This window comes from Streptomyces yaizuensis, assembly GCF_034961445.1.
Lineage (GTDB): Bacteria > Actinomycetota > Actinomycetes > Streptomycetales > Streptomycetaceae > Streptomyces > Streptomyces yaizuensis.
In genome coordinates this window covers 267,295-293,054 of the sequence record NZ_BSBI01000007.1, presented here as the reverse complement: position 1 = coordinate 293,054, position 25,760 = coordinate 267,295, and the positions used below count along the sequence as shown (strand labels likewise).

At 72.1% G+C, this 25,760-nt stretch carries 22 protein-coding genes and 1 tRNA gene; 4 read left to right on the top strand and 19 right to left on the bottom strand.

From position 1 onward, the window contains the following. Positions 1 to 60: 60 nt before the first annotated feature. The 15 genes from SYYSPA8_RS18965 to pgsA all read right to left on the bottom strand — a co-directional run bounded on the left by SYYSPA8_RS18965 (position 61) and on the right by pgsA (position 15,593). Positions 61 to 2,592: a RelA/SpoT family protein gene (locus SYYSPA8_RS18965; protein WP_323448398.1), complete on the bottom strand. Its 2,532-nt coding sequence runs from the start codon at positions 2,590 to 2,592 to the stop codon at positions 61 to 63. Positions 2,593 to 2,753: 161 nt separating this feature from the next. Further along, positions 2,754 to 3,296 (bottom strand): adenine phosphoribosyltransferase, encoded by a 543-nt coding sequence (locus SYYSPA8_RS18960; protein ID WP_323448397.1) that lies wholly within the window; start codon positions 3,294 to 3,296, stop codon positions 2,754 to 2,756. Further along, on the bottom strand, positions 3,293 to 4,432 hold the full coding sequence (gene secF, locus SYYSPA8_RS18955) for a protein translocase subunit SecF (RefSeq protein ID WP_323448396.1): 1,140 nt from the start codon (positions 4,430 to 4,432) through the stop codon (positions 3,293 to 3,295). Before secF ends, SYYSPA8_RS18960 begins: the two co-directional genes overlap by 4 nt. A gap of 1 nt (position 4,433) precedes the next feature. Further along, on the bottom strand, positions 4,434 to 6,242 hold the full coding sequence (gene secD, locus SYYSPA8_RS18950; protein ID WP_323448395.1) for a protein translocase subunit SecD: 1,809 nt from the start codon (positions 6,240 to 6,242) through the stop codon (positions 4,434 to 4,436). Positions 6,243 to 6,387: 145 nt separating this feature from the next. After that, positions 6,388 to 6,906, bottom strand: coding sequence for a preprotein translocase subunit YajC (gene yajC, locus SYYSPA8_RS18945; protein ID WP_323448394.1), 519 nt, complete (start codon positions 6,904 to 6,906; stop codon positions 6,388 to 6,390). A gap of 163 nt (positions 6,907 to 7,069) precedes the next feature. After that, the gene (gene ruvB / locus SYYSPA8_RS18940) at positions 7,070 to 8,164 is read right to left on the bottom strand and encodes a Holliday junction branch migration DNA helicase RuvB (protein ID WP_323448393.1); all 1,095 of its coding nucleotides are present in this window, start codon (positions 8,162 to 8,164) and stop codon (positions 7,070 to 7,072) included. Between the two features lie 157 nt (positions 8,165 to 8,321). Then, positions 8,322 to 8,942, bottom strand: a complete 621-nt coding sequence (ruvA, locus tag SYYSPA8_RS18935) for a Holliday junction branch migration protein RuvA (protein WP_323448392.1) — start codon at positions 8,940 to 8,942, stop codon at positions 8,322 to 8,324. Continuing rightward, complete coding sequence (gene ruvC / locus SYYSPA8_RS18930) at positions 8,939 to 9,487, bottom strand: crossover junction endodeoxyribonuclease RuvC (RefSeq protein WP_323448391.1); 549 nt, start codon at positions 9,485 to 9,487, stop codon at positions 8,939 to 8,941. Before ruvC ends, ruvA begins: the two co-directional genes overlap by 4 nt. Before the next feature lie 165 nt (positions 9,488 to 9,652). Next, a complete protein-coding gene (locus SYYSPA8_RS18925) occupies positions 9,653 to 10,405 on the bottom strand; it encodes a YebC/PmpR family DNA-binding transcriptional regulator (protein WP_323448390.1) in 753 nt (250 codons plus the stop codon). A gap of 70 nt (positions 10,406 to 10,475) precedes the next feature. Beyond that, positions 10,476 to 11,069, bottom strand: a complete 594-nt coding sequence (gene pdxT / locus SYYSPA8_RS18920; protein WP_323448389.1) for a pyridoxal 5'-phosphate synthase glutaminase subunit PdxT — start codon at positions 11,067 to 11,069, stop codon at positions 10,476 to 10,478. Then, positions 11,069 to 11,992 (bottom strand): pyridoxal 5'-phosphate synthase lyase subunit PdxS, encoded by a 924-nt coding sequence (gene pdxS / locus SYYSPA8_RS18915; protein ID WP_323448388.1) that lies wholly within the window; start codon positions 11,990 to 11,992, stop codon positions 11,069 to 11,071. Before pdxS ends, pdxT begins: the two co-directional genes overlap by 1 nt. 164 nt (positions 11,993 to 12,156) lie before the next feature. After that, positions 12,157 to 12,702 (bottom strand): LemA family protein, encoded by a 546-nt coding sequence (locus SYYSPA8_RS18910; RefSeq protein WP_323448387.1) that lies wholly within the window; start codon positions 12,700 to 12,702, stop codon positions 12,157 to 12,159. A 121-nt stretch (positions 12,703 to 12,823) separates the two neighbouring features. Further along, entirely contained in the window at positions 12,824 to 13,984 is a 1,161-nt protein-coding gene (locus tag SYYSPA8_RS18905; RefSeq protein WP_323448386.1) for a glycosyltransferase family 4 protein, read from the bottom strand. Then, on the bottom strand, positions 13,981 to 14,922 hold the full coding sequence (locus SYYSPA8_RS18900; RefSeq protein ID WP_323448385.1) for a phosphatidylinositol mannoside acyltransferase: 942 nt from the start codon (positions 14,920 to 14,922) through the stop codon (positions 13,981 to 13,983). The genes SYYSPA8_RS18905 and SYYSPA8_RS18900 overlap by 4 nt, the downstream gene beginning before the upstream one ends. Beyond that, positions 14,922 to 15,593 carry a phosphatidylinositol phosphate synthase gene (gene pgsA / locus SYYSPA8_RS18895; protein WP_323448384.1) on the bottom strand — a complete coding sequence of 224 codons (672 nt, stop codon included), beginning with the start codon at positions 15,591 to 15,593 and terminating at the stop codon, positions 14,922 to 14,924. Before pgsA ends, SYYSPA8_RS18900 begins: the two co-directional genes overlap by 1 nt. A 722-nt stretch (positions 15,594 to 16,315) precedes the next feature. Here pgsA and SYYSPA8_RS18890 point away from each other — a divergent pair. Further along, complete coding sequence (locus SYYSPA8_RS18890) at positions 16,316 to 18,517, top strand: elongation factor G-like protein EF-G2 (protein ID WP_323448383.1); 2,202 nt, start codon at positions 16,316 to 16,318, stop codon at positions 18,515 to 18,517. Between the two features lie 364 nt (positions 18,518 to 18,881). Beyond that, complete coding sequence (locus SYYSPA8_RS18885; RefSeq protein WP_323448382.1) at positions 18,882 to 20,489, top strand: hypothetical protein; 1,608 nt, start codon at positions 18,882 to 18,884, stop codon at positions 20,487 to 20,489. A gap of 2 nt (positions 20,490 to 20,491) precedes the next feature. Here SYYSPA8_RS18885 and SYYSPA8_RS18880 read toward each other — a convergent pair whose 3' ends face one another. Continuing rightward, a complete protein-coding gene (locus SYYSPA8_RS18880; RefSeq protein WP_323448381.1) occupies positions 20,492 to 21,052 on the bottom strand; it encodes an HIT family protein in 561 nt (186 codons plus the stop codon). A 67-nt stretch (positions 21,053 to 21,119) separates the two neighbouring features. On the opposite strand from SYYSPA8_RS18880, the gene SYYSPA8_RS18875 reads away from it, so the two are divergent. Beyond that, positions 21,120 to 21,800, top strand: a complete 681-nt coding sequence (locus SYYSPA8_RS18875) for a potassium channel family protein (RefSeq protein ID WP_323448380.1) — start codon at positions 21,120 to 21,122, stop codon at positions 21,798 to 21,800. Between the two features lie 43 nt (positions 21,801 to 21,843). On the opposite strand, the gene thrS is transcribed toward SYYSPA8_RS18875, so the two are convergent. Then, a complete protein-coding gene (gene thrS, locus SYYSPA8_RS18870) occupies positions 21,844 to 23,820 on the bottom strand; it encodes a threonine--tRNA ligase (protein ID WP_323448379.1) in 1,977 nt (658 codons plus the stop codon). 446 nt (positions 23,821 to 24,266) lie between these two features. Between thrS and SYYSPA8_RS18865 the strand changes: the two genes are divergently transcribed. Beyond that, positions 24,267 to 24,992 carry an exonuclease domain-containing protein gene (locus tag SYYSPA8_RS18865; RefSeq protein ID WP_323448378.1) on the top strand — a complete coding sequence of 242 codons (726 nt, stop codon included), beginning with the start codon at positions 24,267 to 24,269 and terminating at the stop codon, positions 24,990 to 24,992. 59 nt (positions 24,993 to 25,051) lie between these two features. On the opposite strand, the gene SYYSPA8_RS18860 is transcribed toward SYYSPA8_RS18865, so the two are convergent. Beyond that, positions 25,052 to 25,123, bottom strand: a tRNA-Val gene (locus SYYSPA8_RS18860). A 74-nt stretch (positions 25,124 to 25,197) separates the two neighbouring features. Then, positions 25,198 to 25,644: an SRPBCC family protein gene (locus SYYSPA8_RS18855; RefSeq protein WP_323448377.1), complete on the bottom strand. Its 447-nt coding sequence runs from the start codon at positions 25,642 to 25,644 to the stop codon at positions 25,198 to 25,200. Between the last annotated feature and the right edge of the window lie 116 nt (positions 25,645 to 25,760).

Below are 25,760 nucleotides of genomic sequence, written 5' to 3'. Positions count from 1 at the left end.
CCACGGACGAGAGGGTGCCGCCACCGTCCCACGGTGGCGGCACCCTCCGTTCCAGCGGCCTCAGGGGCGGCGGGCCGAGGTCACGCGGTAGACGTCGTAGACGCCCTCCACGCCCCGGACCGCCTTCAGCACATGGCCGAGGTGCTTGGGGTCGCCCATCTCGAAGGTGAAGCGGGAGGTGGCCACCCGGTCCCGGGAGGTCTGCACCGCCGCCGACAGGATGTTCACATGCTGGTCGGACAGGACCCGGGTGACGTCCGACAGCAGCCGGGACCGGTCCAGCGCCTCGACCTGGATGGCGACCAGGAAGACGGAGGACTGGGTGGGCGCCCACTCGACCTCCAGGATCCGCTCGGGCTGCTGCGACAGGGAGTCGACGTTGACGCAGTCCGCGCGGTGCACGGAGACCCCGCTGCCCCGGGTGACGAAGCCGATGATCGGATCGCCGGGCACCGGGGTGCAGCAGCGGGCCAGCTTCACCCAGACGTCCTCGACGCCCTTGACCACCACACCCGGGTCGGCGTTGGCACGCCGCTTGTTCCGGCCCCGGGACGGCGGCGCGGACTCGGCGATGTCCTCGTTGGCGGCCTCCTCGCCGCCGAGGGCCTGCACCAGCTTCTGCACCACGCCCTGGGCCGCGACATGCCCCTCGCCGATCGCCGCGTACAGCGACGAGATGTCGGGGTAGCGCATCTCGTGGGCGAGGGTGACCAGGGAGTCCCCGGTCAGGATCCGCTGGATCGGCAGGTTCTGCTTGCGCATGGCCCGCACGATGGCGTCCTTGCCCTGCTCGATGGCCTCGTCGCGGCGCTCCTTGGAGAACCAGGCACGGATCTTGTTGCGGGCGCGCGGCGACTTCACGAAGCCGAGCCAGTCGCGGGACGGGCCCGCGCCCTCGGCCTTCGAGGTGAAGACCTCCACCAGGTCGCCGTTGTCGAGGGTCGACTCCAGCGGCACCAGCCGCCCGTTGACCCGGGCCCCTATGGTGCGGTGGCCGACCTCGGTGTGGACGGCGTAGGCGAAGTCGACCGGGGTCGCCCCGGCCGGCAGCGCTATGACATCGCCCTTGGGCGTGAAGACGAAGACCTCGTTGCGGGAGAGGTCAAAGCGCAGCGACTCCAGGAACTCCGAGGGGTCCTCGGTCTCCTTCTGCCAGTCGAGCAGCTGACGCAGCCACGCCATGTCGTTGACGTGGTCGTCCTTGCCGGACTTCTTCGGCACGTCGGTACGGACCTTGGAGGCGCCGGCGACGGCCTCCTGCTTGTACTTCCAGTGGGCCGCGATGCCGTACTCGGCCCGCCGGTGCATGTCGAAGGTGCGGATCTGGAGTTCGACCGGCTTGCCGTTGGGTCCGATGACCGTCGTGTGCAGCGACTGGTACATGTTGAACTTCGGCATGGCGATGTAGTCCTTGAACCGGCCGGGGACCGGATTCCATCGCGCGTGGACGGTGCCGAGCGCCGCATAGCAGTCACGGACCGTGTCGACCAGGACACGGATCCCCACCAGGTCGTAGATCTCCGCGAAGTCACGGCCGCGGACGATCATCTTCTGGTAGACGCTGTAGTAGTGCTTGGGGCGCCCGGTGACGGTCGCCTTGATCCGGGCGGCCCGCAGATCGGCCTGGACCTCGTCGGTCACTATCGCCAGGTACTCGTCCCGCTTGGGGGCGCGCTCGGCGACCAGCCGGACGATCTCGTCGTACATCTTGGGGTAGAGGATCGCGAAGGCGAGGTCCTCCAGCTCCCACTTGATGGTGTTCATGCCCAGCCGGTGGGCCAGCGGGGCGTAGATCTCCAGGGTCTCGCGGGCCTTCTTCTCCTGCTTCTCCCGCTTGAGGTAGCGCATGGTGCGCATGTTGTGGAGCCGGTCGGCCAGCTTGATCACCAGGACCCGGGGGTCCTTGGCCATGGCGACGACCATCTTGCGCACGGTCTCGGCCTGAGCGGCCTCGCCGAACTTGACCTTGTCCAGCTTGGTGACGCCGTCCACCAGCAGCGCGACCTGGTCGCCGAAGTCCCGGCGGAGCGTGTCCAGGCCGTACTCGGTGTCCTCGACGGTGTCGTGCAGCAGCCCGGCCATCAGCGTCGCCGGGTCCATGCCCAGCTCCGCCAGGATCGTGGTGACGGCGAGCGGGTGGGTGATGTACGGGTCGCCGCTCTTGCGCTTCTGGCCCCGGTGCCAGCGCTCGGCGACCTGGTAGGCGCGCTCGATCTGCCGCAGCGTCGATGTCTCGATCTTGGGGTCGTTGCCCCGGACGATCCGCAGCAGTGGTTCGAGGACCGGGTTGTACGGGGACGAGCGCTGCACGCCGAGGCGGGCGAGGCGGGCGCGGACGCGGTTGGAGGACGCGGTGGCGCGGGGGGTGCCGCCCGAGGGCCGGGCGGCGGGCTTGGACGCGGGCCGGGCGGGGACGGGCGGTCCGCCGCCGGGCTTCAGGGCCGATACCGGGGTCGCTCCGGAGACGGTGTGCCCCCGGGCGGCCAGGGGCTTCTCGCCCGGGGTCGGCGCGGGCGCGGCCGGGGCCGGCGCGGCCGGGTCGGCCTTCCGGTCGGGCTGCGCGGCGGTGGCGGGTCGGGCCTCGTCTGGCAAGAGCGCTCCTCGTGCGGTTCCGGCTCCCCCGGGCAGGTCCGGAAGGCCATCGTATCGACCTCGCTGTCCTGCTGCCCCAGAGGGGAAAACAGACCCCTGGGGTCCCGGCATTCCCGGGACCCCAGGGGTCGGACACCGTACGGTCCGTGGACCGGGGTGGTTCAGAGCGCGAGCAGGGCCTCCAGCGGGGCTCCCGCGAGGGCGGGCTCCAGCCGGGCGCGGCCGCCGAGGAACCCCAGCTCCATCAGGACGGCCAGGCCCGCGACCTCGGCCCCGCCCCGGCGGATCAGCTCCATCGCGGCGGCGGCGGTGCCCCCGGTGGCGAGGACGTCGTCGATGACCATGACCCGGTCGCCCCGGGCCAGGTCCTCGGCGTGCACCTCGATCTCGGCGGTGCCGTACTCCAGCTCGTACGCCTGGGAGAGCGTCGCCCCGGGGAGCTTGCCCGCCTTGCGTACGGGGATGAAGCCCAGGCCAGCGCGGACGGCGACCGGGGCGCCCAGGATGAAGCCCCGGGCCTCCAGGCCGACGACCTTGGTGGCGCCGTGCCGGACGCAGAACTCGGCCAGGGCCTCGGTCAGCACCGAGAACGCCTCCGGGTCCGCGAGCAGCGGGGTGATGTCCTTGAACACCACGCCCGGCTGCGGATAGTCCGGAACGTCCCGGATCCTGCTGAGCAGCAGCTGCTGCGGTCCCGTGGTCACCGGCGCCGGCCCGTCGAACGGCCCCGGCCCCGGCCGCCGCGCGGCGCGACCACACCGCCGGCCCCGGCGGGGGCGGCGTCGCCGTCGAGATCACCGTCGGCACCGTCCGGGCCGTCGCTACCGTGGTCGCCCCGCTCCTCGTCCTGGTCGGGGGACTCGCCCCGGGCGGCGGCCGCCGCCCGCTTGGCGAGCACCCGCTTGCGCAGGGCCTTCATCTGCGGGTCGCGCTCCTTCAGGTCGGCGACCAGCGGAGTGGCGATGAAGATCGAGGAGTAGGCACCGGCCGCGAGACCCACGAAGAGCGACAGGGAGATGTCGTTCAGCATGCCCGCGCCGAGGACACCGCCGCCGATGAAGAGCAGGCCGGCGACCGGCAGCAGCGCCACGACGGTGGTGTTGATGGAGCGGACCAGGGTGCCGTTGAGGCTGCGGTTGGCCAGCTCGCTGTAGGTGAAGCGGGTCTGCTTGGTGATGCCCACGGCGCCCTCCTTGAGACCGTCGAAGACGACGACGGTGTCATAGAGGGAGTAGCCGAGGATGGTGAGCAGACCGATCACCGTGCCCGGCGTGACCTCGAAGCCGACGATGGCGTACACACCGACGGTGATCGTGAGGTCGTGTATCAACGCGATCAGGGCCGCGAGCGCCATGCGCCACTCGAAGGCGATCGCGAGATAGATCACCACCAGGATCATGAAGATGCCGAGGCCGGTCCAGGCCTTGTTGGCGATCTCCTCACCCCAGCTGGGGCCGACCAGCTCCGCGTTGATCTTGTTGGCCTCGATGCCGAGGTCCTTGGCCAGCGCGCTCTGGACCGTGTTGGCCTGCTGTGTGTCCAGCTCGCTGACCTGGACCCGCAGGGTGCCGTTGCCCAGCTTCTGGACGATGGCGTGGTGACCGGAGGTCTCCGTGGCGGTCTCCTGGACCTGGGAGACGGAGACGGAGGTCTTGGGCGTGGTGAAGACCGCGCCGCCCTTGAACTCGATGCCCATGTTCAGACCGCGCACCGCCAGGCCGACGATGGCGGCGATGGTGATCAGTATGGAGACGCCGTACCAGAACTTGCGCTTGGCGACGAAGTCATAGCCGATCTCGCCCTTGTAGAGCCGGGCGCCAATGGTGCCGAGACGCGACATCTCACGCCTCCTTCGGGTCGGTGGTGACGACGGGGGTGCGACGCGCGCGGCGCAGCGGGGGCTGGACCCCCAGACGCGTCGGGTCCAGTCCGGACCACGGGTGGCCGCCGCCGAAGAACTTCGTCCGGGCCATCAGCGTCATCAGCGGCTTGGTGAAGAAGAACACCACGACGACGTCGAGCAGCGTGGTCAGACCGAGGGTGAACGCGAAGCCCTGGACCTTGCCGACGGTGACGATGAAGAGGACCGCGGCGGCGAGGAACGACACGAAGTCGGAGACCAGGATGGTGCGCCGGGCCCGGGGCCAGGCGCGCTCGACGGCCGGCCGCAGGGTGCGGCCCTCGCGGATCTCGTCCCGGACCCGTTCGAAGTAGACGATGAACGAGTCCGCCGTGATACCGATGGCGACGATCGCGCCACAGACGGCGGGCAGGTTCAGCGCGAAGCCGATACCGGGGCCGAGCAGCGACATCAGGACATAGGTGAGGGCCGCCGACATCAGCAGGCTCAGGATGGCGATGGCCGCGAGGCCGCGGTAGTAGACCACCAGGTAGATGATGACCAGCGCGAGACCGATGGCACCGGCGATCAGACCGGCGCGCAGCTGCTCACCGCCGAGCGCGGCGCTGACGGTGGTGACGCTCTCCTCCTGGAAGGTGAGCGGCAGGGCGCCGTAGGAGAGCATGTTGCCCAGCTCCTGGGCGGACTTCTGGTTGAAGCTGCCGGAGATCTCGGCGTTGGCGCTCAGGGTCTGGTTGACCTGCGGGGCCGACATGACCTCGCCGTCGAGCACGATCGCGAACTGGTTCTGCGGCGACGGCTGCTGCGAGAGCTTGCCGGTGATCTTCTGGAACTTCTTCGACCCGTCCTTGGTGAAGTCCATGGTGACGAGCCAGATACCGCGCTGCTGGTCGAACTGGCCCTTGGCCTCGTCGACGTCCTTGCCCTCGACCTCGGCCGGGCCGAGGATGTACTTCTCCCACTGGTCGGCGCTGTTCTTGCCACAGGCGACCATGGGCTTCTCGGGCCGGGCGTTGTCGGCGACCTTGCCGCGCTCTTCCTTCTTCTCGCAGTTCAGCGTGGCGAAGGCGGCCTGGAGGGCGGCCATGTCGTCGCCCGCCGGGGTCGCGGGGTCCTTGGCCGCCGGGGAGCCGGAGGCCTGGGGGTCGGCCTTGGCGTCCTTCTCGCCCTCCGCGGCGCCGGAGGCACCGGGCGAGGGGTCCTTCAGCGCGTCGGTGACGGCGCGGCCCTGCGGGGCCGCGGTGCCGTTCGGCTGGGCGGTGGTGCCGGTGCTCGCGGCCGGGGACGCCTTGTCGTCCTTGGCCTCGCCGGACGCCTTGGGGTCCTTGGGCTTGCCGGACTCGGAGGCCCCCGGGGCGGGCTGCTGCGGCACCGGGGCACCGGCGGCGACCTGGAGCACAGGGCGGAAGTAGAGCTGGGCGGTGGTGCCGACCTGCCTACGGGCCTGTTCCGAGTCGGTCCCCTTGGGGATGTTGACGATGATGTGCTCGCGGCCCTGGGTCTGGACCTCGGCCTCGGAGACGCCGAGACCGTTGACGCGGCGTTCGAGGATCCCGACCGCCGTCTTCATGTTGGTCTCGTTGACCGCGTCCTCCTTCCCGGGCTCGGCCTTGGCCTTGAGCGTGATCGTCGTACCGCCCGCGAGGTCGATGCCCAGACGCGGCGTGGTGTCGCCGGTCGCGAACATTCCACCGGTCAGCGCGACCAGGGCGATCAGGATCAGAACCAGGGTGCGCCCCGGCTTCCCCTGTCCCCCCGCGGGCCTTCGGCCCCTGTTCGGTGCTGCCACCTTCTCGTTTCTCCCTGTCCAACCGCTCCGCGCCGGGTGTGCTCCGGAGCGGCCACGAAGTGTTGTGGGGACCTGCCCCCGCAGAAGTCAACACGACCAGGGGACCGCGTGGCACCGGTGGTGCCACGCGGTCCCGGGAACCCGGCTACTTCCCGCCGTCGGTCCGGTCGTCCTTGGGCGTCTCGCCCGTGGCGTCCTTGGTCCCGCTGTCGTTCCCCTCGGACTTCTTGCCCAGATCGATCGTGGACGCGGCGCCGGAACCGGCATCGTCGGACGTGGTCGCGTCCTTGGTGCCGTCCTCGGCCCCGGTCAGCGAGGAGACGTCGTCCGGCACGACCGGGGTCTCCTCGGCGGCCTCGGACCCGGCCTCGGCCTCGGCCTCGTCGCCGTGGACGATGCGGTTGTACTCCTCGTCGTCGAGGACGGCGCCGATGGCGTTCTTCGCGTACACGGCGTGGACACCGGGGGCGACCTCCAGGAGCACGGTGTCCTCGTGCACCTCCTTGACGGTCGCGTACATCCCCCCGATGGTGCGGACTCCGGAGCCGGGCTGCGTCGAGTTGCGCATATCCGCGGCCTGCTGCTGCTTCTTCTTGGCGGACCGGGTCATCAGGAACATGGCCCCGATGAGCACAATGAAGGGGAGGAGGGCTGCGAGACTCACGGGAGGAGACTTCCTTCACACGACCGCGTCGGTGGGCGGCCTATCTACGGGGGTGGGTACGCCGACCCGAAGGGTCGGCATCGGCGGAGTCTAAGCGAGTCCGCATCAATGGAACAACGCCCAGCATCCCACCCCGGTTCCCATCGCGGGAGTCTCCGCGCCGTCACGGACCGAACAAGCCCCTCTGTCCGCCGCCCCCGGCGCCCGGTGGCGCCTGCTGCGGCGGCACGAGTCCGAGGTGGGCCCAGGCCGCCGGGGTCGCGATCCGCCCGCGCGGGGTCCTGGCCAGCAGGCCTTCCCGTACGAGGAAGGGTTCCGCGACCTCCTCGACGGTCTCCCGCTCCTCCCCGACGGCGACCGCGAGGGTGGAGAGCCCGACGGGCCCGCCGCCGAACAGCTTCAGCAGGGCGTGCAGGACGGCCCGGTCCAGCCGGTCGAGTCCGCGCGTGTCCACCTCGTACACCCGAAGGGCGGCGGAAGCCACCGCACGGGTGATCCGGCCGTCGGCCTTGACCTGGGCGTAGTCACGCACCCGGCGCAGCAGCCGGTTGGCGATGCGGGGGGTGCCCCGGGAGCGGCCCGCGATCTCCGCGGCGCCCTCCGTGTCGATCTCCACGTCGAGCAGCTGGGCGGAGCGGTGGACGACCCGCTCCAGCTCGGCCGGGGCGTAGAACTCCATATGGGCGGTGAAGCCGAAGCGGTCGCGCAGCGGCGGGGGCAGCAGCCCGGCCCTGGTCGTGGCCCCGACCAGGGTGAACGGCGGCAGGTCGAGCGGGATGGCGGTGGCGCCCGGGCCCTTGCCGACGATCACGTCGACCCGGAAGTCCTCCATGGCCATGTAGAGCATTTCCTCGGCCGGGCGGGACATCCGGTGGATCTCGTCGAGGAAGAGCACCTCGCCCTCCTGGAGCGAGGAGAGGATGGCGGCGAGATCGCCCGCGTGCTGGATGGCGGGGCCCGAGGTGATCCGGATCGGGGCCTGCATCTCCGTCGCGATGATCATCGACAGGGTGGTCTTGCCCAGGCCGGGGGCGCCGGAGAGCAGGACGTGATCGGCGGTGGCGCCCCGGGCGCGGGCCGCCGTCAGCACGAGGTCGAGCTGTTCCCGTACGCGCTCCTGGCCGACGAACTCGTCCAGCGACTTCGGCCGCAGCGCCGCCTCGACGGCCTGGTCCTCACCGTCGGCGAAGGAGCCGACGAGCCGCCCGTCGGCGGCGGGGTCGCCTGCGGGGCCGGTGGTGATGTCGTCCCGGTTCACTGCGTCTGTGCCTCATGGGGTCGGGCGGCGGGGCCGCTGCGCGGGCTGGGGGCCGGGCGTCCCGGCACCGGAGGCTCCCGGTCCGGGCGGGGGCCCGGGGCGGTGCCTCGCTGCGCCGGGGGCCGGGCCGAGGGGGCCGCCTCCCGGCGGAGGGGGGTCATCGCGCGCGGTTCAGGCTCTGGAGGGCCGCCTTCAGCAACTGGCCCACCTGCGGGGAGTCCCCGGCGGCCGCGGCCTGGGGGGCGACCGCCGAGACGGCCTCCTCGGCCTCGCGGGCCGCGTAGCCGAGACCGACGAGCGCCGCGTGGAGCTGGTCGCGCCAGGAGGCGGGCGGGAGGGCCGAGCCGCCGGACCGGGCGCCGGGCAGCACCCCGGTGGGCTCGCCGAGCCGGTCCCTCAGCTCCAGCAGCAGCTTCTGCGCGCCCTTCTTGCCGATGCCGGGGACGGCCATCAGCGCCTTCTCGTCGCCGCCGGCGACGGCGGCCCGCAGCGCGTCGGGGCTGTGCACGGCGAGCATCGCCTGCGCCAGCCGGGGTCCCACCCCGCTCGCGGTCTGGAGCAGTTCAAAGACCTGGCGCTCGTCGTCGTCGGCGAAGCCGTAGAGGGTGAGGGAGTCCTCGCGGACGACGAGGGAGGTGGCGAGCCTGGCCTCCGCCCCGAGCCGGAGCCCGGCGAGGGTGCCCGGGGTGCAGTGGAGGGCCATCCCGACCCCGCCGACCGCGACCACGGCGGTGCTGGGGCCGAGGGCGGCGACCTCGCCGCTGACAAAGGCGATCATGCGGTACGGCCTTTCGATGACGAGCGCCGGGCGGCGGCGTGCTCGGCCACGGCGCGCTGGAGCCGGTTCTGCGCGGGGGCACGCCAGATATGGCAGATGGCGAGGGCGAGGGCGTCGGCCGCGTCGGCGGGCTTCGGCGGGGCGTCGAGCCGCAGCAGCCGGGTGACCATCGCGCCGACCTGCGCCTTGTCCGCGCGGCCCGTGCCGGTGACGGCGGCCTTGACCTCGCTGGGCGTATGCAGGACGACGGGGATCCCCCGGCGGGACGCGCACAGGATGGCGACGGCGCTGGCCTGGGCGGTGCCCATGACCGTGCTCACATTGTGCTGGCTGAAGACCCGCTCGACGGCGACGCGCTCCGGCCGGTACTCGTCCAGCCAGCGCTCCAGGCCCGCTTCGACGGCGACCAGCCGGCTGCCGAGGTCGGCGTCCGCGGGGGTGCGCACGACCCCGACGCCGATCATGGTGAGGGGGCGGCCCGCCACCCCGTCGACCACGCCGACACCGCACCGGGTCAGCCCCGGGTCCACCCCGAGCACACGCATGCCGGCCCCTCCTTCGCTCACCTGTTTGTGCAGGCTATCGCCCGGCACTGACAGCGGGTGCGAACGACGGCGGGCCGACGGGACGCGTCCCGTCGGCCCGTGTCGTACGAGCTGCCCCGAGCGGACGCGTCCGGATCGTCTCCGTACGCGCCCGGCCGGTGCGGATCAGGCGTCGACCTTCTCCATGATCTCGTCGGAGATGTCGAAGTTCGCGAAGACGTTCTGGACGTCGTCGCTGTCCTCCAGGGCGTCGATCAGCTTGAAGATCTTGCGCGCGCCCTCCTCGTCCAGCTCGACCTGCATGGTCGGGACGAAGTTGGCCTCGGCGGAGTCGTAGTCGATGCCCTCGTTCTGGAGCGCGGTGCGGACCGCGACCAGGTCGGTGGCCTCGCTCAGCACCTCGAAGGACTCACCGAGGTCGTTGACCTCCTCGGCACCCGCGTCCAGGACCGCGCCCAGGACGTCGTCCTCGGTCAGCTCGCCCTTGGGGACGATGACGACGCCCTTGCGGTGGAAGAGGTACGAGACCGAGCCCGGGTCGGCCATCGATCCGCCGTTGCGGGTCATGGCGACCCGGACGTCGGAGGCGGCGCGGTTGCGGTTGTCGGTCAGGCACTCGATGAGCACCGCGACCCCGTTGGGGCCGTAGCCCTCGTACATGATCGTCTCGTAGTCAGCGCCGCCGGCCTCAAGACCCGCGCCGCGCTTGAGCGCGGAATCGATGTTCTTGTTCGGGACCGACTGCTTCTTCGCCTTCTGGATGGCGTCGAAGAGCGTGGGGTTGCCGTCGATGTCCGCCCCGCCCATCCGGGCCGCGACCTCGATGTTCTTGATCAGCTTCGCGAAGAGCTTGCCGCGCTTGGCATCGATCACGGCCTTCTTGTGCTTCGTCGTAGCCCATTTAGAGTGGCCGGACATCTGCGCGTCTCCTTCGCGTTACCCATTGCTGCACTGCACTGCGTTCGGCAGCGATCCTACCGGGGTCCGGTCACCGCGCGTCGCGCACCATGTCGGTGAAGAGCCGGTGGACGCGGTGATCGCCGGTCAGCTCCGGGTGGAAGGAGGTGGCGAGCGCGTTCCGCTGCCGTACGGCGACCACATGGCCGCCGTGCTCGGCGAGGATCTCCACCCCGGCGCCGGTGGACTCGACCCAGGGGGCGCGGATGAAGACGCCCTCGACGGGTCCCCCTTCGACGCCCGTCACCTCGACGGCGGCCTCGAAGGACTCGTTCTGCCGGCCGAAGGCGTTCCGCCGGACGATCATGTCGATGCCGCCGACGGTCTCCTGTCCCGAACGCGGGTCGAGGATCTTGTCGGCGAGCATGATCAGGCCGGCGCAGCTGCCGTAGACGGGCATCCCGGCGGCCACCCGCTCCCGCAGCGGCTCCATCATCCCGAAGAGATGGGCCAGTTTGGACATGGTGGTGGACTCGCCGCCGGGGATGACCAGGCCGTCCACCTCCGCCAGCTCGGCGGGGCGGCGGACCGGCCCGGCCGCGGCGCCCGCCGCGGCCAGGGCCGTCAGGTGCTCCCGTACGTCGCCCTGGAGCGCCAGGACGCCGATCACCGGTTCGCGGGTCACTACCAGCCCCGGTTGGCGTAGCGCTCGGCCTCGGGGAGGGTGTCGCAGTTGATGCCGACCATGGCCTCGCCGAGGTTGCGGGAGGCATCCGCGATGATCTTCGGGTCGTCGTAGAAGGTGGTGGCCTTGACGATGGCGGCGGCGCGCTTGGCCGGGTCGCCGGACTTGAAGATCCCGGAGCCGACGAAGACGCCCTCGGCGCCGAGCTGGCGCATCAGCGCGGCGTCCGCGGGGGTGGCGACGCCGCCGGCCGAGAAGAGGACCACCGGCAGCTTGCCCAGCTCGGCGACCTCCCTGACCAGCTCGTAGGGGGCGCGCAGCTCCTTGGCCGCGGCGTACAGCTCATGGCTGTCGTAGCCGCGCAGCCGGGCGATCTCGTTCTTGATCTGGCGCAGGTGGCGGACGGCCTCGACGACGTTGCCGGTGCCGGCCTCGCCCTTGGAGCGGATCATGGCCGCGCCCTCGGCGATCCGGCGCAGGGCCTCGCCCAGGTTGGTGGCGCCGCAGACGAAGGGGGTGGTGAAGGTCCACTTGTCGGAGTGGTTGACCTCGTCGGCGGGGGTCAGCACCTCGGACTCGTCGATGTAGTCGACGCCGAGGGACTGGAGCACCTGGGCCTCGACGAAGTGGCCGATGCGGGACTTGGCCATGACGGGGATGGAGACCGCCTCGATGATCTCCTCGATCATGTTGGGGTCGGACATCCGGGCCACGCCGCCGTCCTTGCGGATGTCGGCGGGGACCCGCTCCAGGGCCATGACGGCGACCGCGCCGGCGTCCTCGGCGATCTTCGCCTGCTCGGCGTCGACCACGTCCATGATGACGCCGCCCTTGAGCTGTTCGGCCATGCCGCGCTTGACGCGGGCGGTGCCGGTGGCCGGGGCGTCGGCGGAGTGCGGGGCGGTGGGGAGCGTGCTGGACACGGTGAACCTCACGGGGTGACGGCGGATGGGAAGCGTCCGGCGCGATGGGTCGCGGTGCGGTGCGTCACCGATGGAACCTCCGCCGACCAGTCCACTGCAAGGGCCAATAGACAGGCGGTGGATCGTTTCAGCGCGGGGCCACCCAGGGCTCTCCCCTCGGGGGCTCAGCTGCCGGGGCGGTCGGCGAGGGCCCGCGGGGGCTCGTCGTCCATTTCGAAGGCGAGGGGGAACGGAGCGTGACCGGCCAGCCGGAACCAGCGGACCGTGCGGTGGCGGCGCAGCGCCCGCGCGGCCCGTACGGCGTCGTTGTGGAAGCGCCGGGCCATGGGCACCCGGCGGACCGCCTGCGCCAGTTCGGCGGTGGCCTCCTCGCCGCCGGGCACCTCGCGGACCGCCTCGACCTGGGCGGGCTCGGCGAAGACCGCGCGCAGGGCGGCGCTCAGCTCGCTCTCGGCGACCTCCCGGTGCTCCTCCTCCGCCTGGCGGGCGGCGTGCGCCGCCTCGTACAGCACGATCGAGGCGGCCGGGTCGAGCACCCCGGAGGTGGCGAGTTCCTGGGTGACCGACGTCCGGCGCAGCAGCTGGGCGTCGAGCGCGGCGCGGGCGGCGTCGATGCGGGCGTGCAGCCGGTCGAGACGACCGGCGGTCCAGCTGAGGTACATGCCGATGGCGACGAGGGCCAGGAGGATCCAGATGAGCGTTGCGGTCACGGTCCGTAAGGCTACCGCCGGGGGCGGCCCGGTCCGGCGCGGTCCGCCGGCGGCAGGGGGCGCCCCTCCCCCGTACGGTCACGTACGCGGGCCGCCCCTCCCCCGTACGGCCGGGCGCGGTTCAGTGGCGGGCGAGGCCGAGCCGGGTGCGCAAAGTGGGCCGGTCGTCGGTGGCCACGGACGAGGCACCGTCGGTGACCGTCTCGTACACGGCCAGGATGTCCGCCCCCACGGTGGACCAGTCGAAGCGGCGCACATGGGCGCTGCCCCGGCGGCTCAGTTCCGCCCGGCGGCCGGGGTCGCCCAGGAGGGCGAGCGCCGCCGTCGCGAGCGCGTCGGCGTCCTCGTTGGCGAAGAGTTCACCGGCGGCGCCCCGGTCCAGGACCTGGGCGAACGCGTCGAGGTCGCTGGCGAGGACGGGCGCCCCCGCGGACATCGCCTCGACCAGGATGATCCCGAAGCTCTCCCCGCCGGTGTTGGGTGCCACGTAGACGTCGACGCTGCGCAGCAGCCGCGCCTTGTCCTCGTCGCTGACCATGCCCAGGAATTCGACGTTCCGCCGGAGTTCCGCGGGCAGTGCGGCGACCGCCTCCTCCTCGTCGCCGCGCCCGGCCACCAGCAGCCGGGTGTCCGGCCGGGCGGCGAGGATCGCGGGCAGGGCCTTCATCAGCACCGGCAGCCCCTTGCGGGGCTCGTCGATCCGTCCGATGAAGCCGATCGTGCCGCCCTGCCACGCGCTCCTGGGTTCGGCGCGGGCGAAGAAGTCGACGTCGACGCCGTTGGGGATGACGACCGCGTCGCCGCCCAGGTGCTCGACCAGGGTGCGCCGGGCGTACTCGCTGACCGCGATCCGGGCGCTGATCTTCTCCAGCGCGGGCTGGAGGATCGGATACGCGGCGATCATGGCGCGGGAGCGCGGGTTGGAGGTGTGGAAGGTGGCCACGATCGGGCCCTGCGCCGCCCAGCAGCTGAGCAGCCCCAGCGAGGGCGAGGTGGGCTCGTGGATGTGGATGACGTCGAAGGTGCCCTCGTGCAGCCAGCGGCGGACCCGGGCGGCGGAGAGGAAGCCGAAGTTCAGCCGGGCGACGGAGCCGTTGTAAGGCACGGGGACGGCCCGTCCGGCGGAGACCACGAACGGCGGCAGCGGGGTGTCGTCGTCGGCGGGGGCGAGGACGGAGACCTCGTGGCCGAGCCGGATGAGGTGGTCGGCGAGGTCCCTGATGTGGAACTGGACCCCGCCGGGCACGTCCCAGGAGTACGGGCAGACGATGCCGATCCTCATGAGCGGACCTCCCCGGCGCGCGGGGCGGACCGGCCGGCCCCGTCGTCCTTGCGGGGGTCCAGATCCGCGAGCCACAGCCGTTGCAACATGTGCCAGTCCTCCGGGTGGGCGGCGACGCCCGACGCGTAGACGTCGGCCAGGGCCTGGGTCATCACCGCGGTCCGCTCGGCCCGCGTGCCGCCCTCGGGCACGGCCACCGGCGGGTGCACCCGCCCGCGCATCTTCGGCTCCCCCTCGTACCAGAGGGTGACGGGCAGCAGCAGCGCCCCCGTCTGCTGGGCGAGCAGCGCGGGCCCGGCGGGCATCCGGGCGCGCTCGCCGAAGAAGGACACCTCGACGCCGCTCGCCGACAGGTCGCGGTCGGCGACCAGGGCGACCAGGCCGCCGGCGCGCAGCCGCCGGGCGAGCGCGCCGAAGGCCGCGCCGCCGGAGTGCGGCAGCACCTCCATGCCCAGGCTCTCCCGGTAGGCCACGAACCGGTCGTACAGCGACTCGGGCCGCAGCCGTTCGGCGACGGTGGTGAAGGGCGTGTCCAGGGTCCGGGTGACCCAGGCGCCGGCGAGGTCCCAGTTGGCCAGGTGCGGCAGGGCCAGGACCACGCCCCGGCCGGAGGCGAGGCCGTCGGTCAGATGGTGGGAGTCCTCGATGACGACGTTGTCCCGTATCCGCTCCGCGCTCCACACCGGCAGCCGGAAGGATTCCATCCAGTACCGCATGTAGGAGCGCATCCCGGCCCGGGAGAGGGCGGCGAGACGGCCGGGGTCCGCGTCGGGCACCACCCGGGCGAGATTGGCCTCCAGCCGCAGGACCGCCGGGCCGCGCCGCTTCCACGCGGTGTCGGCGATGGTGCGCCCCAGCCGGGAGACCACCGGCTCCGGCAGCTTCCTGACCGCGCTCCAGCCCAGTCCGTACAGGCCGTCGGTCAGGCGGTCGCGCATCACTTCGCCCCGGCGCCGCTCTGGGGGCCCTCCGCCGCGGCGGCGTCGGCCTCCGCGGATTCCCGGCGTACGGTCACGACCCGCTGGCCCAGGGTCACGGCGCTGCCCACGGCGACCACCCACAGGGCGATCGGCAGCAGCACCTCGACGCCCGGGACGCCGAAGGTGGCCAGTCCGGCCAGACCGGCGGCGACCAGCGAGATCACCAGCCGCTCGGCCCGCTCGACCAGCCCGTTGACGGCGACCGGCAGTCCGATCGACTCGCCGCGGGCCTTGGTGTACGAGACCACCTGGCCGCTCGCCAGGCAGAAGATCGACACCGCGCACAGGACGTTGTTGTCGCCCTGGCCCGCGTACCAGAGCGCGAATCCGCCGAAGATCGCGCTGTCGGCGACCCGGTCGAGGGTGGAGTCGAGGAACGCCCCCCAGCGGCTGGACAGGCCCGCCTGGCGGGCCATGTTGCCGTCGATCAGGTCGGAGAAGACGAACAGGGTGATGACGATGGTGCCCCAGAAGAACTCTCCCCGGGGGAAGAAGACCAGCGCACCCGCCATCACTCCGGCCGTGCCGATGAGGGTGACCGCGTCGGGGCTCACTCCACGGCGGAGCAGAAATGCGGCGAACGGGGTGAGGACACGCGTGAAGAATGCACGCGCGTACTTGTTCAGCATGGCCTTCCCGGGGTTCTTCGGGTACTTCTCGGTTCTTCGGATGGTCTGAAATCGGTCGACGGGCGGTCCACGAACGGTCCACCGGCACTCCGCAGCGGGCTGCGGATTCGCCGCGTGGGCCGGGTGGCCCATCGGACGCCCGGCTGGCCCATCGTAGCCAGGACCGGCGCCCGGCACCGCCGGGACCCGGTGGCACGGCGCTCCGGAAGCGCGCTCCGGACTGCCCGGAGCCCTGCGGAAGAGCCTCTTCCGGTACGGCGGGGAAGGGGGCGGAACGGGTGATCACGCGGCCGGACCGGCGGCGCGGACCGGCCACGGCACCCCCGTACCGGCGCGTCGGCACCCCGGGTGGTGTCCGACGTATGGACGGGGTGTTGCGGGAGTGGAAAGCTCGAAGGACGACCGGGGGCCGGTCCCGCCGGCCCCGGCGCCGGCACGGCACGCACGGCACGCACGGCCACCACGGCCGGCACGGCAACCACAGCTCACACGGCACACACGGCAACCACTGCTCACTCGGACAACGGCTCACACGGACAACACGGATGCGGGCGGCGCGTCGGAGCCGCCCCCGGACGCCCTCGGTGGCGGCGGGGCTCGCCCCGGACGCCCCCGTGCCCCGTCCGGGCCTCCCCCGTTCCCGCGGCCCACATCTCCTCACCGTCCGTATCGGCGCCCCGCCGCCGACGCGGAGACCGGATCGATCGGGAGGCATTGAATCCATGGGCGAGAAGGCGAACATCCACCCCGGGGCCGCCGGCAGGGCTACAGCGGCCGACCGGCCCTCATCCCTGCGGAATGTGGTGCTGGTCGGCCACAGCGGTGCCGGAAAGACGACGCTGACGGAGGCGCTGGCGCTGGCGGCGGGCGCGGTGAACCGGGCCGGCCGGGTCGAGGACGGCTCGACCGTCTCCGACCACGACGACATCGAGCACCGGCAGCAGCGCTCCGTACAGCTCTCCCTCGTCCCCGTCGAATGGGACGGCTACAAGATCAATCTGCTGGACACCCCCGGCTACGCGGACTTCGTCGGGGAGCTGAGGGCCGGTCTGCGCGCGGCGGACGCGGCCCTCTTCGTCGTCTCGGCCGCGCAGGAGGCGTCCGCCGTCGCGTCCGCGACCCGCGCGGTGTGGGAGGAGTGCGCGGCCGTGGGCATGCCGCGCGCGATCGTCGTCACCCATCTGGAGACCGCGCGGACCGGTTTCGACGAGCTGACGGCGCTCTGCGCGGAGATCTTCGGCGGGGACGACCCGGACGCCGTGCTCCCGCTCTACCTGCCGCAGTACGGCACCCCAGGCGCCGACGGCCACGCCCCGGTCACCGGCCTCGCCGGGCTGCTGTCCCGGAAGGTCTTCGACTACTCCTCCGGCGAGCGCAAGGAGACCGGTCCCGACGCCGCCCAGGCACAGCTGATCGACGGCGCCCGCAACCGGCTGATCGAGGGGATCATCGCCGAGAGCGAGGACGAGACCCTGATGGACCGCTATCTCGCCGGTGACGAGATCGACACCGGGCTCCTCGTCGAGGATCTGGAGAAGGCGGTCGCGCGGGGCACCTTCCACCCCGTGCTCGCCGCCGCGCCCGCGCCGCCGGGGGCGAAGCAGGGCCTGGGCACGGTGGAGCTGCTGGAGCTGATCACCGGCGGCTTCCCCACCCCGCCCGAGCGCGAGTGCCCCGAGGTCACCACCCCCGCCGGCGCCGCCCGCCCCCGGGTGGTCTGCGACCCCGAAGGACCCCTCGTCGCCGAGGTGGTCAAGACCGCGTCCGACCCCTATGTGGGCAGGATCTCGCTGGTACGGGTCTTCTCCGGCACCCTGCGCCCCGACGAGACCATCCATGTCTCCGGGCACGGGCTGGCCGACCGGGGGCACGAGGACCACGACGTGGACGAGCGGGTGGGCGCGCTCTCCGTCCCCTTCGGCAAGCACCAGCGGCCGCTGAACCGGGCCATCGCCGGGGATCTCGCCTGCGTGGCCAAGCTCTCCCGGGCCGAGACCGGGGACACGCTCTCGGCCAAGGACGACCCGCTGCTGATGGAGCCCTGGACCATGCCCGACCCGCTGCTGCCGCTGGCGATCCGGGCGCACAGCAAGGCGGACGAGGACCGGCTCTCCCAGGGGCTGGCCCGGCTCGTCGCCGAGGACCCCACCATGCGCCTGGAACAGAACCAGGCCACCCATCAGGTGGTGCTCTGGTGCCTGGGCGAGGCGCACGCCGATGTCGCCCTGGAGCGGCTGCGCGGCCGGTACGGCGTCCAGGTCGACCAGGTCCCCTACCGGGTGTCGCTGCGGGAGACGTTCGGCGGGCGGGCCGCCGGGCGCGGCCGGCATGTGAAGCAGTCCGGCGGCCACGGCCAGTTCGCTATCTGCGAGATCGAGGTGGAGCCGCTGCCCGCCGGCTCCGGTGTCGAGTTCGTGGACAAGGTGGTGGGCGGCGCGGTGCCGCGCCAGTTCATCCCCTCGGTGGAGAAGGGCGTACGGGCGCAGGCGGCCCGCGGGGTCGCCGCCGGGTATCCGCTGGTGGACGTACGGGTCACCCTCCTCGACGGCAAGGCCCACTCGGTGGACTCCTCCGACGCCGCCTTCCAGACGGCGGGCGCGCTGGCGCTGCGGGAGGCCGCCGCCGACGCCGCGATCCATCTGCTGGAGCCGGTGGCCGAGGTGGAGGTGATGGTCCCGGACGACTACGTCGGGCCGGTGATGAGCGATCTGTCCGGGCGGCGCGGCCGGGTCACCGGCACCGAACAGGCCCCCGGCGGCCGGACCGTGGTCCGGGCCGAGGTGCCCGAGATCGAGATCAGCCGGTACGCGATCGACCTGCGTTCCCTCTCCCACGGCGCGGGCCGGTTCGGCCGGGCCTACGCCCGCCATGAGCCGATGCCGGCGCACGTGGCCGAGAAAGTACGCGAGGAAGGCGCGGCCTGAGGAACCCGGGGCCCGCCGGGCACCCGCCGCGCTCCCCGCGTGCTCCCCGCGCCGGGACGGCCCCGTGGCCCGGTCTGATCAGCACCGGGGCACGCCCGGCGGATGCCGCCGCGAAGGGCGCCACCCCGGCGGGCGCCGTCCCGCGCTCCGGGGGCGGCGCCCGTGCGACCCGTGGCGATTCCGCCGGGACCGCCAAGGCGGTGACGCGGACGACACACCCCGGATACGCTGAGGTGCCCAGCTCAACAGGTGTGCCGGGCACGCCAGTCGGGAACAAGGCCGCACAGCGGAGGCGAAGCGGCGATGGGGGCGGCAAGTGACGAGCGACGGTTTCGATTTCAGTCCCGGAGCACAGGTTCCGCTCATGGGATCGGCCGGACAGACCGCGGCGACGCACGCGTTGTCCTCCGCGGCGTACCGCGACAGCCCGGTCGAGGAGATCCTCAAGGCCAACAACGAGTGGCACAAGTCCGAGGTGAAGCCAGGAAAACTCTCCCTGTTCGAACCGAACCTCGGTGAGGCGTTCTCCAACGCCGTCAAGACACGGATGCTCGGCGGCGCGCGCAACGCGCTGATCCAGTCGTTCGGCATGGAGCCCCAGACAGTGGTCGAACACTGCCTGGCGGCCGTCCACATCCGCAAGGAACGCGACACCAAACTCACGTTCATCATGGTCGTGTGCGGGCTGCTCTTCCTGCCCGGACTGCTGGCCTGGATGGCGGTCTTCCAGCTGCGCCGCACCCTGGCCGGCGCGCAGAACAAGCACGCCGGGCTCCTCGGCACGATCCTGCTCCTCGCCATCGGCGGCTTCGCGCTGCTGCTGATGCTGCGGCTGCCGTTCACCGGCTTCTGGGCGTTCTACATCCGGGGCGCGATCGTCGCGCCGGTGGTGGGCTGGCTGCTGGCCCAGCGGATCTGCGAGGCCACCGCGAAGGACCTGCGGTCGCGCTGGGACGACCTGGCCGGCGGCAGCGGCATCGGGGCGAAGATCCCCGACGCGGTGCCGGGCAACCCGGGCGACAAGTCCCGCGAACAGCTCCGCCAGAGCCTCCAGAAGCTCACCGCCGAGCAGCACGCCAACTCCGCCTTCTACGCGGGCCCCAAGGGGATACTGGGCATGGGGACCCGCTGGGGCAGCTGGCAGCTGGCCGAGGAGCTGGTGCCCCGGGAAGCCGGCAAGGAGATCAACCAGTTCCGCAGCTGGGACGTCATAAGGGCGATCCACGACCGGCTGAAGCTGCTGGAGCGCGGCCCGCTGAACTCGGGCGGCTTCCCCACCCCGTCGGTGAAGCACTGGATCGTCTGCCCGGTCTCCGAGGGCGCGGGCTCGGTCTCCCGGCCGGAGGGCCAGGACGTGGACTCCTACCAGATCAAGGGCCACGAAATACAGCGCATCTGCAACCACCAGCAGTTCGGCAGCGGCAACCGGCACTATCTCGGCGTCCAGTTCACCCTCTGGGACGGCCAGTTGGTGATCACCATGATGATCACCGTGACGGTGCTCCACGAGACCCTGCGGGTGGAGGTCACCGGGCACGCGCTGGGGCCGGTGCACGGGCTGTTCACGACGAAGTCGTCACCGAAGACCGTCACCGTGAACAAGGCCGTCCGGTTCTGGGAGACCAGGACCCGCACCCTGCCGCTGGTGGACACCAAGGAGGTCGTGCGGCTGATGGTCCGCGCACCGCTGACCTGGTATCCGCCGCTGCTGGAGTTCCTGGGCGGCAAGCTGGCGCTGCCGGAGCCGTTCGGGCTGCGGCACGCCTGGGCGGAGAAGCCCTGGCGGCACCGGTTCATGGCGGACGACGCACTGCGGGCCGCCACCCCGGTCCTGCGGGCGGCGCACGCGGCGGCACTGAAGGTCCTGGAGGAGAACGGCGTGGACACCGACCGCTTCGCGGGCCGCTCCCTGGCCGTCGGCGGCGGCATCCAGGACGCGGCCCCCAAGAAAGCGGACCTCTACGACGCGTGATTTCAGGAAAGGGGCCAGGACGCGGCGAGCATCGTCCGGGTGTCGGCCAGGAGCTGGGGCAGAACCTTGGTGTGGCCGACGACCGGCATGAAGTTGGTGTCCCCGCCCCAGCGCGGCACGATGTGCTGGTGCAGATGGGCGGCGATCCCGGCGCCCGCCGCCATGCCCTGGTTCATCCCGATGTTGAACCCGTGCGCCCCGGAGGCCGCCCGCAGCGCCGTCATCGCCCGCTTGGTGAAGACGGCCAGCTCGGCGGTCTCGTCCTCGTCCAGTTCGGTGTAGTCGGCGACGTGCCGGAATGGGACGACCATCAGGTGTCCCCCGTTGTACGGGTAGAGGTTGAGCACCGCGTACACGGACGAGCCGCGCGCGATCACCAGGCCGTCCTCGTCGGATTTGGCGGGGATGGCGCAGAAGGGGCAGCCGTCGCCGGCCTCGGGCCCGCTCGGCTTGTTCTCCCCCTGGATGTAGGCCATCCGGTGGGGCGTCCACAGGCGCTGGAACGCGTCGGGCGTCCCCACTCCGAACTGCTGCTCCGGCTCACTCGTCATGGTGTGCAGCATATGGCGTCCCCCATACGGAACGTGTCGCCGGGGGCGGGCCGGGCCGCCGCCCCGCGATGCTGGGCGGATGGACGATGAGAACCGGCTGTGGCGCTGGCGGCAGCGCACGGAGGTGCCGCTGTTCGCCGCCTCCGTGCTGTTCCTCGGCTGCTACGCGGTCCAGGTGCTCGCCGAGGGGATCGGCCCGGGGTGGGAGGCGCTGCTGCGGGCGGTGACCTACGGGACGTGGGCGCTGTTCGTGGTGGACTACCTGGTGCGCTGGCGGCTCACCGGCCGGCACGCGCACTTCGTGCGCAGGCATCCGCTGGACGCGCTGGTGGTGGTGCTGCCGCTGCTGCGGCCGCTGCGGATCGTCCAGCTCTACGAGACCGCGCAGCACCGGCACGTCCGGCCGCGGCTGACGCTCTACGCACGGGTGATCGCGTACGCGGGGCTCTCGGCGGTGCTCCTGGGCTTCGCGGGCGCGCTCGCGGTCTACTCGGCGGAGCGGGGGGCGCCGGGGACGACGGTCCGGACCTTCGGTGACGCGGTCTGGTGGGCCTGTTCGACGCTGACGACGGTCGGTTACGGGGATGTCACCCCGGTGACCGGTCTCGGCCGGACGGTCGCGGTGGGCATGATGGCCGGCGGGCTGGCCCTGCTGGGGGCGGTGACCGGCTCGTTCTCGTCGTGGCTGATCCAGACCTTCACGCTGGACGAGGACAGGGGCGGGCCCCCGGGGAATCCCCCGGGGGCCCGGCCTCGGTAGTGCTCGATCGGATCCGGCCGCGATCTCGGACCGGGACGCGGCCTCAGACCTGGACGCGGTCCGCGACGACCTGCTCCAGCTTGGCCAGGGCCTGCTCGCGCGGGATCCCGTTCTCCTGCGACCCGTCGCGGTAGCGGAAGGAGACCGTCCCGGCGTTCATGTCCTCGTCACCGACGATGATCATGAAGGGGACCTTCAGCTTCTGGTGGTTGCGGATCTTCTTCTGCATCCGGTCGGAGGAGGCGTCCACCTCGATGCGCAGGCCCTTCTTCCGCGCGTCGGCGGCGAAGTCCTGGAGATAGTCGACGTGGGCGTCGCCGATCGGGATGCCGACCGCCTGCACCGGGGCCAGCCACGGCGGCATGGCGCCCGCGTAGTGCTCCAGGAGCACGGCGAAGAACCGCTCGATCGACCCGAAGAGCGCCCGGTGGATCATGACCGGCCGCTGCCGGGAGCCGTCCGGGGCGGTGTACTCCAGGTTGAAGCGCTCCGGCAGGTTGAAGTCGAGCTGGACGGTCGACATCTGCCAGGTACGGCCGATGGCGTCGCGCGCCTGCACCGAGATCTTCGGCCCGTAGAAGGCGGCGCCGCCCGGGTCGGGGGTCAGCGGCAGCCCCTGCTTCTCGGCCACCTGGCGCAGCACCTCGGTGGCCTCCTCCCAGGTCTCGTCCGAGCCGACGTACTTCTCCGGGTCCTTGGTGGACAGCTCCAGGTAGAAGTCGGTCAGACCGTAGTCCCGCAGCAGATTGAGGACGAAGGTGAGGGTGCGGTCCAGCTCCTCGGCCATCTGCTCGCGGGTGCAGTAGATGTGCGCGTCGTCCTGGGTGAAGCCCCGGGCCCGGGTCAGGCCGTGCACCACGCCCGACTTCTCGTGCCGGTAGACCGTACCGAACTCGAACAGCCGCAGCGGCAGCTCACGGTAGGAGCGGCCCCGGGCGTCGAAGATCAGGTTGTGCATGGGGCAGTTCATGGGCTTGAGGTAGTAGTCCGTACCACCGTCGAGCTGCATGGGGGGGTACATGCCCTCCGCGTACCAGTCCAGGTGGCCGCTCTTCTCGAAGAGGGCGCCCTTGGTGGCGTGCGGGGTGTAGACGAACTCGTAGCCCTCCTCCTCGTGCCGCTTGCGCGAGTAGTCCTCCATCACCCGGCGGATGATGCCGCCGCGCGGGTGGAAGACGGCGAGGCCGGAGCCGATCTCGTCCGGGATGGAGAAGAGGTCCAGCTCGGAGCCGAGCCGGCGGTGGTCGCGCTTCTCGGCCTCGGCGAGGAAGTCGAGGTACTGCTTCAGCTCGTCCTTGGTCGGCCAGGCCGTGCCGTAGATCCGCTGGAGCATCGGGTTCTTCTCGCTGCCGCGCCAGTACGCGGCGGCGTTGCGCATCAGCTTGAACGCGGGGATGTTCCGGGTGGAGGGCAGGTGCGGACCCCGGCAGAGGTCCTTCCAGCACAGCTCGCCGGTCTTGGCGTCCAGGTTGTCGTAGATGGTCAGCTCGCCGGCGCCGACCTCGACGTCGGAGCCGTCGTCGCTGGAGGCGGAGCCCTTGAGGCCGATCAGCTCCAGCTTGTACGGCTCGTCCGCCAGCTCCGCGCGGGCCTCGTCGTCGCCGACGACCCGGCGGGCGAAGCGCTGGCCGCGCTTCTGGATCTCCTGCATCTTCTTCTCGACGGCCTTGAGATCCTCGGGCGTGAAGGGCTTCTCCACGTCGAAGTCGTAGTAGAAGCCGTCCTTGACCGGCGGGCCGATGCCCAGCTTGGCGTCCGGGAACAGCTCCTGCACGGCCTGGGCCATGACGTGCGCGGTGGAGTGGCGCAGGATGTCGAGGCCGTCCGGGGAGGAGATCTCGACCGGCTCGACCTGCTCGCCGTCGCGCACCTCGTAGGTGAGGTCCTTCAGCTCGCCGGCCACCCGGGCGGCGATGACGGAGCGCTCACCGGTGAAGAGGTCCGCGGCCGTCGTGCCCGTGGTCACCACGCGCTCTTCCCGCTCGGAATCGCGTTGGATGATCACACGGACGTCTGACACCGGTCTCTCCTGACTGATGGGGGGCGCCACGGCGGGTTGCCGCGCGTCTGAATCGTACCGAGAGCGGGGCCCCGGCCGCGAAACGGTTACCCGGGCGGGCGTGGACCGGCCGCCCGCCGGCCCGCGCCGCCGTGGCTCCGCGCACCTGTGTCGTCACACTCGGTGCCGACCTGGGGGATCCGGGGGCGGGGGCGGATCCGGCGCGGGAGGGCGGCCCGGTCGCGCGACGGCGGGCACCGGCGGCCGGCGGGGGCCGCCGGGCCCGTACGCGGCGGAGCATCAGCGTCCGTGTCCCCCGGGCGGGTTGCGGTCCGGCCGCGTACGGCGCAAACCTCAGGGGTATCACGGACTCGACAGCGCGACGCCGCCATCTGCCGGGCCGGCGCGACGAGTTCGACGCAGGCCGGGGACGCCGGGGAGCACGGGGAGTTCGGGGAGATTCGGGGATGACGCTCTGGTTCGACGGCCCGCTGGCCGCGTTCGACACGGAGACGACCGGGGTCGATGTGGAGCAGGACCGCATCGTGTCGGCCGCGATCGTGGTCCAGGAGTCGGCGGGCGGGCGGCCGCGGATCACCCGCTGGCTGGTGAATCCGGGGATCCCGGTGCCCGGCGAGGCGACCGACGTCCATGGCCTCACCGACGACCATCTCCAGCGCAACGGCCGCTGGCCCGCGCCCGTGATGGACGAGGTGGGCAAGGCGCTCGCCGTCCAGTGCGCGGCGGGCCGCCCCCTGGTGGTGATGAACGCGCCGTTCGATCTGACGGTCCTCGACCGCGAGCTGCGCCGCCACCGGGCCACCCCGCTCGCCCGCTATCTGGAGCATGTGCCGCTGACCGTGCTCGACCCCCGGGTCCTCGACAAGCACCTGGACCGCTACCGCAAGGGCCGCCGCAAACTCCGCGACCTGTGCTCCCAGTACGAGGTGGTGCTCGACGGGGCGCACGACCCGGCGGCGGACGCCCTGGCCGCGCTGGAGGTGACCCGGGCGGTGGCCCGGCGGTTCGCCGCCCGGATGGAGCGGCTGACCCCGGTGGAGCTGCACACGCTCCAGGCGGAGTGGCACGCGTCCCAGACGCGCGGGCTCCAGGCGTGGTTCGCGCGCGCGGGCACGACCCAGACGGTGGACCCGGCCTGGCCGCTGCTGCCCGCGCTGCCCGCCGCCGCGTGAACGGCCCCGCCGGGTACGCGAAAGGCCGGTCCGTCGACGACGGACCGGCCTTCAGCCTGTGGGCGATACTGGGATCGAACCAGTGACCTCTTCGGTGTGAACGAAGCGCTCTCCCGCTGAGCTAATCGCCCGGGAACGCACTGAACCATACAGGTCCGGGCGGGCCGCCTTCAAATCACCCGCGCGCGGCGGCGCGGGAGGCACATCAGCCGGACCGCAGCAGCTCCGTGAGCCCCCGGCGGCCGGCCCGCATCATCAGCGCGTGATTGGCCCGCAGCGCCGGGCGGCACAGCGGGGCGAGCCGCCGCAGCAGCGGCCTGCGCACCTCCACCTCCTGGTCGAAGAGGACCCGGGTGCCCGCCCCGTGGGCCAGGACCGTCCAGCGGGCCCAGCCCGCCAAGTCGCCCGTCATGCCCAGCTCCAGGACCCCGGCGGCCGGGTCCCGCCGCCGGGCGCGGGCGGTGACGCGGATCTCGTACGGGAGGACGGAACGGATCCGCGCGGCGGCGGCGTCCCCGGCGAGCGGACGCACCGCCCGGACCTGGGGCCACCAGCGGGGGTAGTCGGCGGCCCGCTCCAGCACCGCGAAGACGGCGGCGGGGTCGGCGGGCAGCTCCCAGACGCTGTGGAAGCGGTAGTGGTCGCGGTCCATGGGCCGCAGTCTGCCCGCCGTGCGCCCGCCACCTGCCCACCGACGCGGAACGACGGGCCCGCCCGCCCTACTCACCCACCGGGTGAGTACCCGTACGGATGTCCCCGGATGTGGTC

Excerpts from the sequence above, each read along its gene's own strand:
- SYYSPA8_RS18855 (WP_323448377.1), bottom strand. The coding sequence starts at position 25,644 with ATGGACCGCGACCACTACCGCTTCCACAGCGTCTGGGAGCTGCCCGCC.
- ruvC (WP_323448391.1), bottom strand. The coding sequence starts at position 9,487 with ATGCGTGTGCTCGGGGTGGACCCGGGGCTGACCCGGTGCGGTGTCGGC.
- SYYSPA8_RS18885 (WP_323448382.1), top strand. The coding sequence starts at position 18,882 with ATGGGATCGGCCGGACAGACCGCGGCGACGCACGCGTTGTCCTCCGCG.
- ruvA (WP_323448392.1), bottom strand. The coding sequence starts at position 8,942 with ATGATCGCCTTTGTCAGCGGCGAGGTCGCCGCCCTCGGCCCCAGCACC.
- pgsA (WP_323448384.1), bottom strand. The coding sequence starts at position 15,593 with ATGCTGAACAAGTACGCGCGTGCATTCTTCACGCGTGTCCTCACCCCG.
- SYYSPA8_RS18865 (WP_323448378.1), top strand. The coding sequence starts at position 24,267 with ATGACGCTCTGGTTCGACGGCCCGCTGGCCGCGTTCGACACGGAGACG.
- SYYSPA8_RS18925 (WP_323448390.1), bottom strand. The coding sequence starts at position 10,405 with ATGTCCGGCCACTCTAAATGGGCTACGACGAAGCACAAGAAGGCCGTG.
- SYYSPA8_RS18875 (WP_323448380.1), top strand. The coding sequence starts at position 21,120 with ATGGACGATGAGAACCGGCTGTGGCGCTGGCGGCAGCGCACGGAGGTG.
- secF (WP_323448396.1), bottom strand. The coding sequence starts at position 4,432 with ATGTCGCGTCTCGGCACCATTGGCGCCCGGCTCTACAAGGGCGAGATC.
- SYYSPA8_RS18890 (WP_323448383.1), top strand. The coding sequence starts at position 16,316 with ATGGGCGAGAAGGCGAACATCCACCCCGGGGCCGCCGGCAGGGCTACA.
- SYYSPA8_RS18900 (WP_323448385.1), bottom strand. The coding sequence starts at position 14,922 with ATGCGCGACCGCCTGACCGACGGCCTGTACGGACTGGGCTGGAGCGCG.
- SYYSPA8_RS18880 (WP_323448381.1), bottom strand. The coding sequence starts at position 21,052 with ATGCTGCACACCATGACGAGTGAGCCGGAGCAGCAGTTCGGAGTGGGG.
- SYYSPA8_RS18905 (WP_323448386.1), bottom strand. The coding sequence starts at position 13,984 with ATGAGGATCGGCATCGTCTGCCCGTACTCCTGGGACGTGCCCGGCGGG.